Source organism: Micromonospora sp. S-DT3-3-22 (assembly GCF_015354745.1).
Classification (GTDB): domain Bacteria; phylum Actinomycetota; class Actinomycetes; order Mycobacteriales; family Micromonosporaceae; genus Micromonospora; species Micromonospora wenchangensis.
Window position 1 is genome coordinate 15,633 of the sequence record NZ_JACGMO010000088.1, and the last position, 16,676, is coordinate 32,308.

A 16,676-nucleotide genomic window follows, 5' to 3' on the forward strand; every position below is an offset into this window, starting at 1 on the left:
CCGCCGGTCACCGGAGTGTCGGCGGACCTCGGGTCCGGCAGCCGGAGGGTCAGTCCGACGCCTCCAACTCGTCGTCGAGGATGTCGAACAGCTCGTCCGCGGAGACCGACGCCAGGTCCCGGGCCGCCGGTTCCACGCCGGCCGTGCCGTACGCCGCGTTCCAGCGGGCCATCAACGCCTGCAGCCGGACGGTGATCCGGTTCCGCTCCGCATCGTCCGGCACGGTGCCGTCCAGCAGCACCTCCAACCGGGCCAGCTCGGCCTCCAGCGACGGCGCGGTAGGCGGCTCACCGCCCAGCTCCGTCCGGACGAACCGGGCCACCGCAGCCGGGCTCGGGTGGTCGTAGATGAGCGTCGCCGACAGCCTCAGCCCGGTGGCCGCACCGAGGCTGTTACGGAACTCCACCGCCGCGAGGGAGTCGAAGCCCAGCTCCAGGAAGCCCTTGTCCATGTCGACGACGTGCGGGCGGTCGTGGCCGAGCACCTCGGCCGCCCGACCCTGGACCAGCTCGGTGACCACCCGGTCGGCCTCCTCCGCCGGCAGACCGGCGAGCCGGTCCGCCAACGTCCGCTCCCCGGCCACCGCACCGGCCGCCACCCGACGCGCCGGAGCGCGGACCAGACCACGCAACAACGGCGGCACCCCCTCGGCCCGGGCCCGCAACGCGGCCAGGTCGAGGCGGACCGGCAGCGCCAGGGCGGGCGTGGGGTGGGTGGTGTCGTCGAACAGTGCCAGCGCGTCGACGGTGGACAACGCACCCACCCCGGACCGGGCCATCCGCCGCAGGTCCGCCTCACCCAGGTGTCCGGTCATCCCGCTGCCCGACTCGGCCCACAGACCCCAGGCCAACGAGGTGCCGACCAGGCCGTGCGCCCGACGGTGCTGGGCGAGGGCGTCCAGGTAGGCGTTGGCCGCGGTGTAGTTGGCCTGCCCGGCCGCGCCGAGCGTGGCCGCCGCCGAGGAGAACAGGACGAACCAGCGCAACGGCAGGTGCAGGGTGAGTTCGTGCAGGTGGCGGGCGGCCTCGGCCTTGGGGGCCACCACCCCCGCCAGCCGTTGCGGGGTCAGCGCGGGCAGCAGACCGTCGTCGAGCGCGCCGGCCGCGTGGATCACCCCGGTGAGCGGGTGCGCGGCGGGCACCCCGTCGAGCAGAGCCGCCACCGCCGACCGGTCGGCCAGGTCGCAGGCGGCCAGCGTCACCTCCGCACCGGCCGCCGTCAGGCGGGACACCAGTTCGTCGACGCCGGGTGCGGCCGGGCCACGCCGGCTGGCCAGCAGCAGCCGCCGGACGCCGTGCCGGGTCACGAGGTGTTCGGCGACGAGCCGGCCCAGCCCACCGGTGCCGCCGGTGACCAGGACGGTGCCCTCCGGGTCCGGGCCGGCGGGCAGCTCACCGGCAGGCACCGGCAGCGGCGCGAGCCGGGGCGCGAGCAGCCCGCCGGAGCGTACCGCGAGTTGCGGCTCGGCACCGGCGGCGAGGGCCGCGCGCAGCCCGGCCGGATCAACCCCGTCGACGTCGACCAGGACGAACCGGCCCGGGTTCTCCTCCTGGGCGGCCCGGACCAGACCCCAGACCGTGGCGTCGACGGGCCGGGGCACGTCCTCGCCGTCGCCGGTGGCGATCGCGCGGGTCGTCACCAGGGCCAGCCGGGCACCGCTGAACCGGTCGTCGGCGAGCCACCGCTGGACCACGTCCAGCGCCCCGGCGGCGGCCGGCACCGGCGAGTCCAACGTGGCCCGCCAGGACAGCACGACGGTCTGCGGCACGAAACCGGTCCGCGCGATGTCGGCCGCGAGCGCGGCCAGGTCCGGGTGGTGGGGCACCCCGAGGCCGAGGTCACCGTCACCGACCACCACCGTCGCGTCGGCCGGCTCGGCGTCCCCGGCCGGTACCGGGACCCAGTCGAGCTGGTACAGCGCCGAACGGTGGGCGGTGCCCGCCACACCCAGCTGGTCGGTCGCGAGCGGCCGGACCACCAGCGCGGCGACCGAGGCGACCGGGACGCCACCGGCGTCGGCAAGATCGAAGGCGACCTCCTCCGGGCCGGTGCGGGTCAGCCGGACCCGCAGCGCCGTGGCACCGGTGGCGTGCAGGGTGACGCCGCGCCAGGCGAACGGCACCTGGAGCCGCCCGTCGTCGGGCTGGTCCGCCTCGGCCAGGTCGAGGGCGTGCAGCACCGCGTCGAAGAGCGCCGGGTGCAGACCGAACCGGGCGGCCGAGGACCAGGCGTCCTCGGGGAGCGCCACCTCGGCGTACACCTCGTCGCCGCGTTGCCAGGCGGCCCGCAGCCCCTGGAACAGCGGGCCGTAGTGGTAGCCGGCATCGGCGAGCCGGTCGTAGCGCCCGTCCAGGTCGACCGGTTTGGCGTCGGCCGGCGGCCAGGTGTCGCCGGCCGCCACGGCCGGGACGGTGGCCGGCGCCGGAGCCAGCACGCCGGTGGCGTGCCGGGTCCACCCGTCACCGCCGTCCGCCGGGCGGGAGTGAACGGTGACCGGGCAGCGGCCGGTCCCGTCGGGCGCCCCCACCACCACCTGCAGATCCACCCCGCCGCGCGGGGGCACGGTCAGCGGGGCCTCCAGGGTCAGCTCCTCCACCAGGCCACAGCCGACCTGGTCACCGGCGCGGACGGCCAGCTCCACGAAGGCCGTCCCGGGCAGCAGCACCGTCCCGGCGAGGGCGTGGTCGGCCAGCCACGGATGGGTCCGCAGGGAGAGCCGGCCGGTCAACACGGTGCCGTCGACGCCGGCCAACCCGACCACCGCGCCGAGCAGCGGGTGGGCGGCCGGACGCTGGCCGAGGCCGGGCACGTCGCCGTCGACCTCCGCCGCGTCCAACCAGAGCCGGCGACGCTGGAACGGGTACGTCGGCAGTTCGGTGACCCGGGCGCCGGTCGGCGCGAACCAGGCCCGCCAGTCCACCGGCACGCCCCGGGTGTGCAGGGTCGCCAGGGCGGTGAGCAGGGTCGTCGCCTCGTCCCGGCCGCTGCGCAGCACCGGCACCAGGGCGACGCCGTCGGTGCCGGTGACACACTCCCGGGCCAGCGCGGTGAGCACCGCGTCCGGGCCGACCTCCAGGTACGTGGTGACGCCCTCAGCCTCCAGGGTGGTGATCCCGTCGCTGAACCGGACCGCCTCCCGGACGTGCCGCACCCAGTAGCCGGGGTCGCGGATCTCATCGGGGTCGGCGAGCCGGCCGGTCAGGTTGGACACCACAGGCACCCGCGGCGGGCTGAACGTCAGGCCGGCGAGAACCTCGTGGAACTCGGCCAGCATCGGTTCCATGTGCGGCGAGTGGAAGGCGTGACTGACCCGCAGCCGCTTGATCCGGCGGCCCCGGGCCCGCCAACCGTCGGCGATCGCGCCCACGGCGTCGTGGTCACCGGAGACCACCACCGCCTGCGGACCGTTGACCGCGGCGATGCCCAGTTCGGCCTCGCGGCCGGCCAACTCCCCGCGTACCTCCGCCTCGGACGCCTCGACGGCCACCATCGCGCCGTCCTCGCGCATGCTCTGCATCAGCCGGCCCCGCGCGGTGACCAGGGTCGCCGCGTCGGGCAGCGACAGCACCCCGGCGACGTGCGCCGCGGTGACCTCTCCGATGGAGTGCCCGGCGACCAGGTCGGGTCGGATCCCCCACGACTCGAGCAACCGGAACAGGGCCACCTCGATGGCGAACAGCGCGCTCTGGCTGTAGACGGTCTGGTCGAGCAGGGCGGCGTCGGCCACGTCCGGCTCGGTGTAGAGCACCTCGCGCAGCGGTCGGTCGAGCTTCGCGTCCAGGTGGGCGCTGACCTCCTCGAGCGCCTCGGCGAAGGCCGGGTACGCGGCGGCCAGTTCACGGCCCATGCCGAGTCGCTGGGCACCCTGACCGGTGAAGAGCATGGCGAGTTTGCCGCCGACGGGGGTACCCCGGACCACCTCGCTGCCGTCGCCGCCCCGGGCCGTCTCCCGCAGCGCGCGCACCGCGTCGTCCCCGGCGGCGGCGACCACGACGGCCCGGCGTTCCAGCGCCGCCCGGGTGGTGGCCAGCGAGTACGCCACGTCGAGGCTGGCGCCGGTGGCGGCGACCAGGTCGGCCTGGGCGCGCAGCGCATCGTCCGAGCGGGCCGCGAGCAGCCACGGCAGGACGGGCGGGTCGACCGTCACGTCGACCTCGACCGGCGCGTCCTGCGTCGGGGGTGCCTGTTCGATGATGACGTGGGCGTTGGTGCCGCTGATGCCGAACGACGACACCCCGGCCCGGCGCGGCCGGTCCACCGCCGGCCACTGCTGCGGCTCGGTGAGCAGCCGCACCTCCCCGGCCGACCAGTCCACCTGCGGGGACGGCTCGTCCACGTGCAGGGTGCGCGGCAGCAGGCCGTTGCGCATGGCCAGCACCATCTTGATCACGCCGGCCACGCCGGCCGCGCCCTGGGTGTGCCCGATGTTCGACTTGATCGACCCCAGCCACAACGGCCGGCCCGCCGGCCGATCCTGCCCGTACGTGGCCAGCAACGCCTGCGCCTCGATCGGGTCGCCCAGGGTGGTCCCCGTGCCGTGCGCCTCGACCATGTCCACCTGGTCGGGTGCGACGTTCGCGACAGCCAGCGCCTGCCGGATGACCCGCTGCTGGGAGGGGCCGTTGGGCGCGGTCAGGCCGTTGGACGCGCCGTCCTGGTTGATCGCCGAACCCCGCACCACGGCGAGCACGTGGTGACCGTTGCGCTCGGCGTCGGACAGCCGCTCCAACAGCAGCATCCCGACACCCTCGGACATCGCCGTGCCGTCCGCGCCGGCCGCGAAGGACCGGCACCGGCCACCGGCGGCGAGGCCACGCTGGAGGCTGAACTCGACGAAGGTGCCCGGAGTGGACATCACGGTGACGCCACCGGCCAGGGCGAGGGAACACTCCCCCGCCCGCAGCGCCTGCACCGCCAGGTGGATCGCCACCAACGACGACGAACAGGCCGTGTCGACACTGACCGCCGGCCCCTCCAACCCCAACGTGTACGAGATCCGCCCCGACGCGACACTGGACATGCTGCCGTTGCTCAGGTAGCCGGCCAGCTCGTCCGGCACGGAGGGCAGCCGGCTGCCGTAGTCGTGGTACATCACGCCGGTGAAGACGCCGGTCGGGCTCCCCTTGAGCGACGTCGGGTCGATGCCCGCCCGCTCCAGCGCCTCCCAGGAGCTCTCCAGCAGCAGCCGCTGCTGCGGGTCCATCGCCACCGCCTCGCGCGGACTGATCCCGAAGAAGTCCGGGTCGAAGTCGGCCGCGTCGTAGAGGAAACCGCCCTCCAACGAGTACGTCCGGCCGGGCTTGCCGGGCTCCGGGTCGTACAGGCTGTCGAGGTCCCAGCCCCGGTCGGTGGGGAACGCCGAGATGGCGTCCCCGCCGTCGACGAGGAGCTGCCACAGCTCCTCCGGGCTGCGGACCCCGCCGGGGAACCGGCAGCTCATCGCGACGATCGCGACGGGTTCGTCGGCCACCGGGCGGGACGGTTCGTCCGGCCGGACCTCGGCCGGACTGCCGACGATGGTGTGGTGCAGATGGTCGGCGAGCGCGGCGGGGTTCGGGTAGTCGAAGACGAGCGTGGCGGGCAGCCTCAGCCCGGTGGCGGTGTTCAGCTTGTTCCGCAGCTCCACGGCGGCCAGCGAGTCGAAGCCGAGTTCCTTGAACGCCCGGGCCGGTTCGACGGCGGTGCCGCTGTCGTGCCCGAGGACCGCCGCGACGCTGGCCCGGACCAGATCGAGCAGCATCCGGCGCTGGTCGTCCACACCGAGGGTGGCGAGTTGCCGCTGTAGTCCGGAGCCGGTGACCGGGGCGGCCCCGGCACCGGCCGCCCGACGGGCGGGCAACCGGACCAGACCCCGGAACAGCGCCGGCATCTGCTGCCCCTGGGCGCGCAGCGCGGCGGTGTCCAACCGGATCGGCACCAGCGCCGGCTCGCCCGCCGCGACCGCCACGTCGAGCAGGGCCAGGCCCTGCTCGGAGTCGATCGGCAGGACACCGGAGCGGGCCATCCGGGCCACGTCGGCGTCGCCGAGGTGGGACGTCATCCCGCTGCGCTGCTCCCAGAACCCCCAGGCCAACGACGTGGCGGGCAGGCCGAGGGCATGCCGGTGGGCGGCCAGCGCGTCCACGAAGACGTTCGCGGCGGCGTAGTTGCCCTGCCCGGCCCCGTCGATGGCCCCGGCGGCGGAGGAGAACAGCACGAACGCGTCGAGGTTCCGGCCGAGGGTCAGCTCGTGCAGGTGCCAGGCCGGTTCGGCCTTGGCCCGCCAGACCGAGTCGAGCTGCGCCGGGGTCAGGGTGGCCAGCAGCCCGTCGTCGAGGACACCGGTGGTGTGCACGACCGCGGTCAGCGTGGGGATGCCGTCGAGCAGGGCGGCGACGGCGTCCCGGTCCGCCATGTCACAGGCGACGATCCGGACGGTCGAGCCCAGGGCGGTCAGCTCGTCGAGCAGGTCCGTCGCGCCGGGGGCGGCGAGCCCCCGCCGCGAGGTGAGCACCAGGTCGCGGACGCCGTGGCCGGCGACCAGATGACGGGCCACCAGCGCACCCAGCACACCGGTGCCACCGGTCACCAGCACGCTGCCGTCGGCCCGCCACACCTCGCCGGAGCCGGCGAACCGGGTCAGCCGTGGCACCCGTACCTGGCCGTCCCGCAGGGACAACTCCGGCTCGCCGGTGCCCACCGCCGCCACGATGTCCTCCACCGGCGTCTCCGGGTCGGCGTCCACCAGCACGAACTGGCCCGGGTTCTCCGCCTGCGCGGCCCGCACCAGGCCCCACACCGGGGCGTGGGCGAGGTCGGTGCCACCGTCGACGGCACCGTGGGTGACCACCACCAGCTGGGCGGCAGCCTGCGCCGGGTCGGCCAGCCAGGACTGGAGCAGGGCGAGGGTCTCCCCCACCGCCGTCCGGGCGGCGGTGGCCGGGTCGGTGTCGTCGCCGACCGGGGTGAGCGGGGCGAGCACGACGTCGGGGACGCCGAAGCCGATCCCCTCCAGGTAGCCCCACGACTCGGTGGGGGTGCCGGTGGGGACCGTCGTCCAGTCGATGCGGTAGAGGTCGCCGTCGGTCGGGGCGGCGGTGGTGAGCTGGACCGGACGGGAGACGAGGGCACCGACGACGGCCACCGGGGCCCCGTCGGGGTCGGCGAGGTGCAGGGTGGCGGACTCCGGCCCGGTGGCGGTGATCCGGACCCGCAGGGCGGTCGCCCCGGTGGCGTACAGGGTGACGTCGGTCCACGCGAACGGCAGGTACGGCGGCCGACCGGCGGGCACCGGCTCACCGATACCCACCGCCTGGAGCGCGGCGTCCCACAGCGCCGGGTGCAGCCCGAACCGGGCCGCGTCCGCGTGCGCCTCCTCCGGCAGGGCCACCTCGGCGTACACCACGTCGCCGGCCCGCCACGCCGCCTGCACGCCCTGGAACATCGGCCCGTACTCGTAGCCCTGGGCCATCAGGTCGTCGTACAGGCCCGCCGTCGGCACCGGCACCGCACCCGGCGGCGGCCACGCGGTCAGCGTGAACGCGGGGTCGGGGGTGTCGGCCGAGAGGATGCCGGTGCCGTGCCGGACCCAGCTCTCGGTGTGCTCCGGCCGGGAGTGCACCGTCACCGCGCGCCGGCCGGCGTCGTCGGGGGCACCCAGCAGGAGTTGCACCTGGACGGCGCCCTGCGCGGGCAGGACCAGCGGAGCGTGCAGGGTCAGCTCGTCGAGGTGACCGACGCCGGCGTGCTCACCGGCGTGCAGCACCAGCTCGACGAGGCCCGTACCGGGCAGCAGCACCGTGCCGTTGACGGCGTGGTCGGCCAACCACGGATGGGTGTCCAGGGAGATCCGCCCGGTGAAGAGCACCTCACCCGACTCGGCCATGCCGATCGCGGCGCCCCACAGCGGGTGACCGGCGGAACCGAGCCCGGCGGCGGCGAGGTCGGCGGTGCTGCCGGTGGCGTTGATCCAGTACCTGCGGCGCTGGAACGGGTAGGTCGGCAACGGCACCTCGCCGCGCGGACGCGCCGGCAGCACCGGCGCCCAGTCCACCGCGACGCCCCTGCTGAACGCCTCACCCAGCGAGGTCAGCCAACGGCGCAGACCACCCTCGCCACGGCGCAGCGAGCCGACGGCGGCGACCTCGACGCCCCCGTCGGCGGCGGTCTCCTCGATGCCCATGGTCAGCACCGGGTGGGCGCTGCACTCCAGGAACACCCGCATGCCGGCGGCGAGCAGGACCCGGGTGGTCTCCTCGAACCGCACCGTCTGCCGCAGGTTGGTGTACCAGTACCGGGCGTCCAGGCCGGCGGTGTCGAGCACACCCGCGGTGACCGTCGAGTAGAACGGCACGCGGGAGGCGCGGGGGGTGATCCCGGCGAGGACGTCGAGCAGCCGCTGTTCGATCAGCTCGACCTGGGCGGAGTGCGAGGCGTAGTCCACGTTGACCCGCTTGGCCCGGTGCCCCTCGGCGGTGAGGGTGGCGACCAGGTCGTCGACCGCGTCGGGGTCGCCGGAGACGACCACGGAGGAGGTGCCGTTGACGGTGGCGATGGAGATCCGCCCGGCGTAGCCGGTCAGCCGCTCGGCCGCCGCCCGCTCCGGCAGGCCGACGGAGGCCATCGCGCCCCGCCCCGCCAGGTCCTCCGCGATGGCCAGGCTCCGCAACGCCACCACGGCGGCACCGTCACGCAACGACAGACCGCCCGCCACCACGGCGGCGGCGATCTCACCCTGCGAGTGACCGATCACCGCGTCCGGCTCCACGCCGTACGCGCGCCACAGCCCGGCCAGCGACACCATGACCGCCCAGAGCACCGGCTGCACCACGTCCACCCGGTCCACCGAGGGGGTGCCCTCCACCCCCCGCAGCACGTCGGTCAACCGCCACGGCACGAACTCCGACAACGCCGCACCGCACTCGTTGATCCGCTCGGCGAACACCGGCGACGAGTCCAGCAGTTCCACCGCCATGCCCATCCACTGCGAGCCCTGCCCGGGGAAGACGAAGACGGTGCCGCCCTGGAGCACCCCGGGGGCGGTGCCGTTCTCGGCGAAGGCGCGCGCCCCGGCGACGAACTCGGCCCGGTCGCCGACGATCACCGTCCGCCGGTCCAGCAGCGCCCGCCCGGTCGCCAGCGCGTACGCGAGGTCACCTGGCCGTGCGGTGTCGCTCTCGGCGACGGCGGCCACCCGCCCGGCCTGCTCCCGCAGGGCCTGGTCGGTACGGGCGGACAGCACCCAGGGCAGGATCTCCGGCTCGGGGGCGTCGGCCGGTGGCTCCTCGCCCGGGGGTGCCTGTTCGATGATGACGTGGGCGTTGGTGCCGCTGATGCCGAACGACGACACCCCGGCCCGGCGCGGCCGGTCCACCGCCGGCCACTGCTGCGGCTCGGTCAGCAACTGCACGTCCCCGGCCGTCCAGTCGATCTGCGGGGACGGTTCGGTCACGTGCAGGGTGCGCGGCAGCAGGCCGTTGCGCATGGCCAGCACCATCTTGATCACGCCGGCCACGCCGGCCGCGCCCTGGGTGTGCCCGATGTTCGACTTGATCGACCCGAGCCAGAGCGGCCGGTCCCCGGGACGGTCCTGCCCGTAGGTGGCCAGCAACGCCTGCGCCTCGATCGGGTCACCGAGGGAGGTGCCGGTGCCGTGCGCCTCGACCACGTCCACCTCGGTGGTGGGGATGCCACCGGCCGCCGCCAGGGCCTGCCGGATCACCCGCTGCTGCGAGGGGCCGTTCGGCGCGGTCAGGCCGTTGGACGCGCCGTCCTGGTTGATCGCCGAACCCCGCACCACGGCGAGCACGTGGTGACCGTTGCGCTCGGCGTCGGACAGCCGCTCCAACAGCAGCATGCCGACACCCTCGGACATCACGGTGCCGTCCGCGCCCGCCGCAAAGGACTTGACCCGGCTGTCGGCGGCCAGGCCACGCTGGAGGCTGAACTCGATGAAGGTGTCCGGGGCGGACATCACGGTGACGCCGCCGGCCAGGGCGAGGGAACACTCCCCCGCCCGCAGTGCCTGCACCGCCAGGTGGATCGCCACCAGCGACGAGGAGCAGGCGGTGTCGACGCTGACCGCCGGCCCCTCCAACCCCAACGTGTACGAGATCCGCCCCGAGGCCACGCTGGCCATGCTGCCGTTGCCCAGGTAACCCACCAGGTCCTCGGGGACCTCCGGCAGCCGGCTGGCGTAGTCGTGGTACATCACCCCGGCGAAGACGCCGGTGAGGCTGCCGCGCAGCGAGGTGGGGTTGATGCCGGCCCGCTCCAGCGCCTCCCACGAGGTCTCCAGCAGCAGCCGCTGCTGCGGGTCCATCGCCACCGCCTCGCGCGGGCTGATGCCGAAGAAGTCGGGGTCGAAGTCGGCCGCGTCGTAGAGGAAACCGGCCTCCATCGAGTACGTCTTGCCGGGCTTGCCGGGCTCCGGGTCGTACAGGTTGTCGAGGTCCCAGCCCCGGTCGGTGGGGAACGGCGAGATGGCGTCCGTCCCGTCGACGAGGAGCTGCCACAGCTCCTCCGGGTTGCGCACGCCACCGGGGAAGCGGCAGCTCATCGCGACGATCGCGACGGGCTCGTCGTCGGCGATCGCGGTGGCGACGGTCGGGGCGGCCGGGGCGGCCGCGCCGAGGAGCCGGGTGTGCAGGTAGTCGGCGAGCACCGTGGGGTTCGGGTAGTCGAAGACCAGGCTGGCCGGCAGTCGCAGCCCGGTGGCGGTGTTCAACTTGTTGCGCAGCTCCACGGCGGCCAGCGAGTCGAAGCCGATCTCCCGGAACGCCCGGGCCGGTTCCACGGTGGCCGGGCTGTCGTGGCCGAGCACCGCAGCCACGTCGGCCCGGACCAGGTCGAGCAGCAGACGCCGCTGCTCGGCGTCGGTCAGACCGGTCAGTCGCCGTTGCAGCGCCGACCCGCCGACCGGCGTCCGGCCCGCCTCGGCGGCCCGCCGGGCCGGGAGCCGGACCAGGCCACGGAACAGGGCCGGCATCGACTGGCCCTGGGCGCGCAGCGCGGCGGTGTCCAACCGGATCGGCACGAACGTCGGCTCGCCGGTGGCGACCGTCGCGTCCAGCAGCGCCAGCCCCTGCGCGGAACTGATGGGCAGGATGCCGGAGCGGGCCATCCGCGCCAGGTCGGCCTCGCCGAGGTGCGCGGTCATCCCGCTGCGTTCCTCCCACAGCCCCCAGGCCAACGAGGTCGCGGCGAGGCCGAGCCCACGCCGGTGCTCGGCCAGGGCGTCGAGGAACACGTTCGCCGCAGCGTAGTTGCCCTGCCCGGAGCCGTCCACCACGCCGGCGGCCGAGGAGTAGAGCACGAACGCCGACAGGTTCCGGTCCCGGGTCAACTCGTGCAGGTGCCAGGCGGGGGTGGCCTTCGCCCGCCACACGCCGTCGAACTGCGCCGTGGTCAGCGAGGTCACCAACCCGTCGTCGAGGACGCCGGTGGTGTGCACCACCGCCGCCAACCCGGGAATCCCGTCGACCAGGACGGCAACGGCCTCCCGGTCGGTCAGGTCACACGCGACCACCTCGACGGCGGCACCGAGACCGGCCAGTTCCTCGCGCAGCTCCACCGCGCCCGGTGCCGCCGGCCCCCGCCGCGAGGCCAGGACCAGATCGCGGACGCCGTGCGTGGCGACCAGGTGCCGGGCCACCAGCGCGCCCAACACGCCCGTGCCGCCGGTCACCAGGACCGTGCCCTCCGCCCGCCAGCCGGTGTCGCCGGTGGCGGCGCGGGCCAGCCGTGGCACGCGTACCTGCCCGTCGCGCACCGACAGCTCCGGCTCGCCGGTGCCGACCGCCGCGACGATGTCCTCGACCGGCGTCTCCGGGGCGGCGTCGACCAGCACGAACTGGCCGGGGTTCTCCGCCTGCGCGGCCCGGACCAGACCCCAGACCGGGGCCTGGACCAGGTCGGTGACCCCGTCGGCCGCGCCGCTGGTCAGCACCACCAGCCGGGACTCCGCCGACCGGGGGTCGGCCAGCCAGCGCTGGAGCAGCCCGAGCGTCGCCACGGCGGTGGCCCGCGACGCCGACTCGACGTCGACGGCACCGTCCGGGGCGGCCGACGGGTCGCCGGCCGCCGGGGTGGTGAGCCGGGTGACAACCAGCTCCGGCGCGTCGTCGCCGAGGTCCTCCAGGTACGCCCAGGAGGTGGTCGCGGCGGTGGGCGTCGGCACCGGGGTCCAGTCGACGCGGTAGAGGTTGCCGTCGGCGGCGGCCCCGGCGGCGAGCTGCACCGGCCGGGAGACCAGCGCGCCGACCTCGGCGACCGGTGCGCCCGTCGGATCGGCCAGGTGCAGGGCCACCGCCTCGGTGCCCACCGGAGTGATCCGCACCCGCAGGGCGGTCGCGCCGGTGGCGTGCAGCGTCACCTCCGTCCACGCGAACGGCACCGACGGCGGCCGGTCCGCCGGCGCCTCCTCGCCGATGCCCACCGCGTGCAGCGCCGCATCGAGCAGCGCCGGGTGCAGGCCGAACCGCGCCGCGTCGGCGTGCGCGTCGGACGGCAACGACACCTCCGCGTACACCGTCTCGCCGGCCCGCCACACGGCCTGCACGCCCTGGAACACCGGGCCGTACTCGTACCCCTGGGCCACCAGATCGTCGTAGAAGCCGTCCACCGGCACGGGCACCGCGCCCGGCGGCGGCCAGGCGGTCAGGTCGAAGGTGGCCACGGCCGGGGTGTCGGCGAGCACGGCGGTGGCGTGCCGGGTCCACGGCAGGTCCGGGTCGGCGTGCTCGGGACGCGAGTGCACGCTGACGGTACGGCGGTTCGCCTCGTCGGCGGCCGTCATCAGCAGTTGGACCTGCATCGCGCCGCCCGTGGGCAGCAGCAGCGGGGCGTGCAGGGTCAGCTCTTCGAGGTGCCCGAGGCCCACGTGGCCCCCGGCGTGCAGGACGAGTTCGACGAAGCCGGTGCCGGGCAGCAGCACCGTGCCGGCGACCGCGTGATCGGCCAGCCACGGGTGGGTGTCCACGGAGAACCGGCCGGTGAACAGCACCTCGCCGGACTCGGCCATCGACACCGACGCGCCCCACAGCGGGTGGCCCGCCGCCCCGAGGCCCACCGACGCCACGTCGGTCGCCGCGGTGGTGGCGTTGATCCAGTAGCGGCGGCGCTGGAAGGGGTAGGTGGGCAGTTCGGTGGTGCGGGCGCCGGTGGGCGCGAACCAGGCCCGCCAGTCCACCGGGACGCCCCGGGTGTGCAGGGTCGCCAGGGCGGTCAGCAGGGTCGTCGGCTCGTCCCGGCCGGCACGCAGCACCGGCACCAGGGCCACCGCGTCCTCGTCGGTGACGCAGTCCCGGCCCATCGCCGTCAGCACCGCGTCCGGGCCCACCTCCAGGAACGTGGTGACGCCCGCCGCCTGGAGGGCGGCCACCCCGTCGCCGAAGCGCACCGACTCCCGTACGTGCCGTACCCAGTAGTCCGGGTCGCGCAACTCCTCGGGGTCGGCCACCGCACCGGTCACGTTGGACACCACCGGCAGTTGTGGCCGCTCGAACACCAGGCCGGAGAGGATCTCGTGGAACTGCGCCAGCATCGGCTCCATGTGCGGCGAGTGGAAGGCGTGACTCACCCGCAGCCGCTTCGTCCGCCGCCCCTGACCCCGCAGACCCGCGGCGACCGACTCCACCGCCTCGGCGTCACCGGAGACGACCACCGCACGGGGACCGTTCACCGCCGCGACGCCCACCCGCGCCTCAAGGCCGGCCAGCGCGGCACGCACCTCCGCCTCGGACGCCTCGACGGCGACCATCGCGCCGTCCTCACGCATCGACTGCATCAGCCGGCCCCGCGCCGTCACCAGGGTCGCCGCGTCAGCCAACGACAACACCCCGGCCACGTGGGCCGCCGTCACCTCGCCGATCGAGTGCCCGGCCACCATGTCGGGCCGGACCCCCCACGACTCCAGCAGGCGGAACAGGGCCACCTCGATGGCGAACAGCGCCGCCTGGCTGTAGACGGTCTGGTCCAACAGCGCCGCGTCGGCCACGTCCGGCTCGGTGTAGAGCACCTCCCGCAGCGGCCGGTCCAGCTTCGCGTCCACCTCCGCGCACACCTGCGCGAACGCCTCGGCGAACACCGGGTACGCCGCCGCCAGTTCACGGCCCATCCCCAACCGCTGCGCGCCCTGGCCGGTGAACAGCACCGCCAGCTTCCCGACCGACGGCGAGCCGTACACCACGTCGGGCGAGTCGGTCCCCTCCGCCACGCACCGCAGGGCGCGGACCGCGTCCTCGCCCGCCGCGGCCACCACCACCGCCCGGCGCTCCAACGCCGCCCGCGTCGTCGCCAACGAGTACGCCACGTCCAGGCCCGCGCCCGTGGCGGCGACCCCGCCGGCCTGCGCCCGCAACGCCTCCACCGAGCGCGCGGACAGCACCCACGGCAACACCGCCGGGACGACCGGCGCGGTGTCCCCGGCCGGCGGGGGCTCCTCCTGCTCCGGGGGCGCCTGCTCGATGATGACGTGCGCGTTGGTGCCGCTGATGCCGAACGACGACACCCCGGCCCGGCGCGGCCGGTCCACCGCCGGCCAGCGCTGCGGCTCGGTGAGCAGCCGCACCTCCCCGGCCGACCAGTCGATCTGCGGCGAGGGCTCGTCGGCGTGCAGGGTGCGCGGCAACAGGTCGTTGCGCATCGCCAGCACCATCTTGATCACACCGGCCACACCCGCCGCGCCCTGGGTGTGCCCGATGTTCGACTTGATCGACCCCAGCCACAGCGGCCGGTCCTCCGGCCGGCCCTGCCCGTACGTGGCCAGCAGCGCCTGCGCCTCGATCGGGTCACCGAGCGCCGTGCCGGTGCCGTGCGCCTCCACCACGTCCACCTCGGTCGCCGGGATGCCACCGGCCGAGGCCAGGGCCTGCCGGATCACCCGCTGCTGGGAGGGGCCGTTCGGCGCGGTCAGGCCGTTGGACGCACCGTCCTGGTTCGTCGCCGAACCCCGGATCACGGCGAGCACCTGGTGACCGTTGGCACGGGCGTCGGAGAGCCGCTCCAGCAGCACCATGCCCGCGCCCTCGCCCCAGCCGGTGCCGTCGGCGCCGGCGGCGAAGGACTTCGACCGGCCGTCCTTGGCCAGGCCGCGCTGGAGGCTGAAGTCGAGGAACGTGTCCGGGGTGGACATCACGGTGACGCCGCCGGCCAGGGCGAGGGAGCACTCCCCGGCCCGCAGCGCCTGCACCGCCAGGTGGATCGCCACCAGCGACGACGAGCACGCCGTGTCGATCGACACCGCCGGCCCCTCCAGCCCCAGGGTGTAGGCCACCCGGCCGGAGACGATGCTGGCGAGGCTGCCGTTGCCCAGGTAGCCGGCCAGGTCGTCGGGCACCTGGTGCAGCCGCAGCGCATAGTCGTGGTACATGACGCCGGCGAAGACGCCGGTCGGGCTCCCCTTGAGCGAGGTCGGGTCGATCCCGGCCCGCTCCAGCACCTCCCACGAGGTCTCCAGCATCAACCGCTGCTGCGGGTCCATCGCCACCGCCTCGCGCGGGCTGATGCCGAAGAAGTCCGCGTCGAAGTCGGCCGCGTCGTAGAGGAAACCGCCCTCCATCGAGTACGTCTTGCCGGGCTTGCCGGGCTCCGGGTCGTACATGCCGACCAGGTCCCAGCCCCGGTCGGCGGGGAACGACGAGACCGCGTCGACGCCGCCGTCGAGCAGTTCCCAGAGCTGCTCCGGGGTGGCCACCCCGCCGGGGAAGCGACAGCTCATCGAGACGATCGCGATGGGCTCCTGGGTGAAGGAGGCCGCTGCGGGCTCCGGCGTCGCCACGTCCTTGCCGGTGCCCAGCACGGTGGAGACCACGAACTCGGCCAGCGCCGCCGGGGTCGGGTAGTCGAACGCCAGGGTCGCCGGCAGCCGCAGCCCGGTGGCCGCCTTGAGCCGGTTACGCAGCTCCACCGCGGCCAGCGAGTCGAAGCCCAACTCGTTGAAGGCCCGGCGCGGCTCGATCGCCTCCGCGCCGTCGTGGCCGAGCACGGCGGCGACGTGCTCGCGGACCAGGTCCAGGGTGAACCGGTCCCGCTCGGCCTGGCTGAACGCGGCGAACTGCCGGGCCAGCCCCTGCGTGGCGTCGGCCGGGCCGGCGGCCTGGGCGCTGCGGCGCGCCGGCAGCGGCACCAGGCCGCGCAGCAGCGCCGGCACCCCGTCGGGCCGGTTGCGCAGGGCGGTCAGGTCGACCCGGATCGGGGCGAGCACCGGCTCGTCGACGCCGAGCGCCGCGTCGAGCAGGGCCAGGTTCTCGGCCGGGCTGAGGCCGGGCATGCCGGAACGCTCGATGCGCTGCAACGCGGCGGCGTCCAACTGGCCGCCCATGCCGCTGTCGCCGGTCCACAGGCCCCAGGTGAGGGCGACGGCGGGCCGGCCCTGCGCCCGGCGGGTGGCAGCCAGCGCGTTGAGGGTGGCGTTCGCGGCGGCGTAGTTGCCCTGCCCGGCGCAGTCGAGCAGGCTCGCCAGGGAGGAGAAGAGCACGAACGCGGTCAGGTCGGCGTCGCGGGTCAACCGGTCGAGGTTGACCGCGCCGTCCAGCTTGGCCTTCAGCACCGCGTCGATCCGCTGCGGGGTGAGCGAGCCGATCGTCCCGTCGTCGACGATGCCGGCGGCGTGCACCACCGCCCGCAGCGGCCGGTCGGCCGGGACGGCGGCGAGCAGCGCGGCCAGGGCGTCGGCGTCGGCCGCGTCGCAGGCGGCC

The 16,676-nt window shown here is 75.1% G+C and carries 1 protein-coding gene; it reads right to left on the reverse strand.

Translation table 11 applies throughout. From position 1 onward, the window contains the following. Positions 1-49 precede the first annotated feature (49 nt). On the reverse strand, positions 50-16,676 hold a 16,627-nt coding region (locus H1A17_RS23185; protein ID WP_194822883.1), incomplete at its 5' end, for a type I polyketide synthase.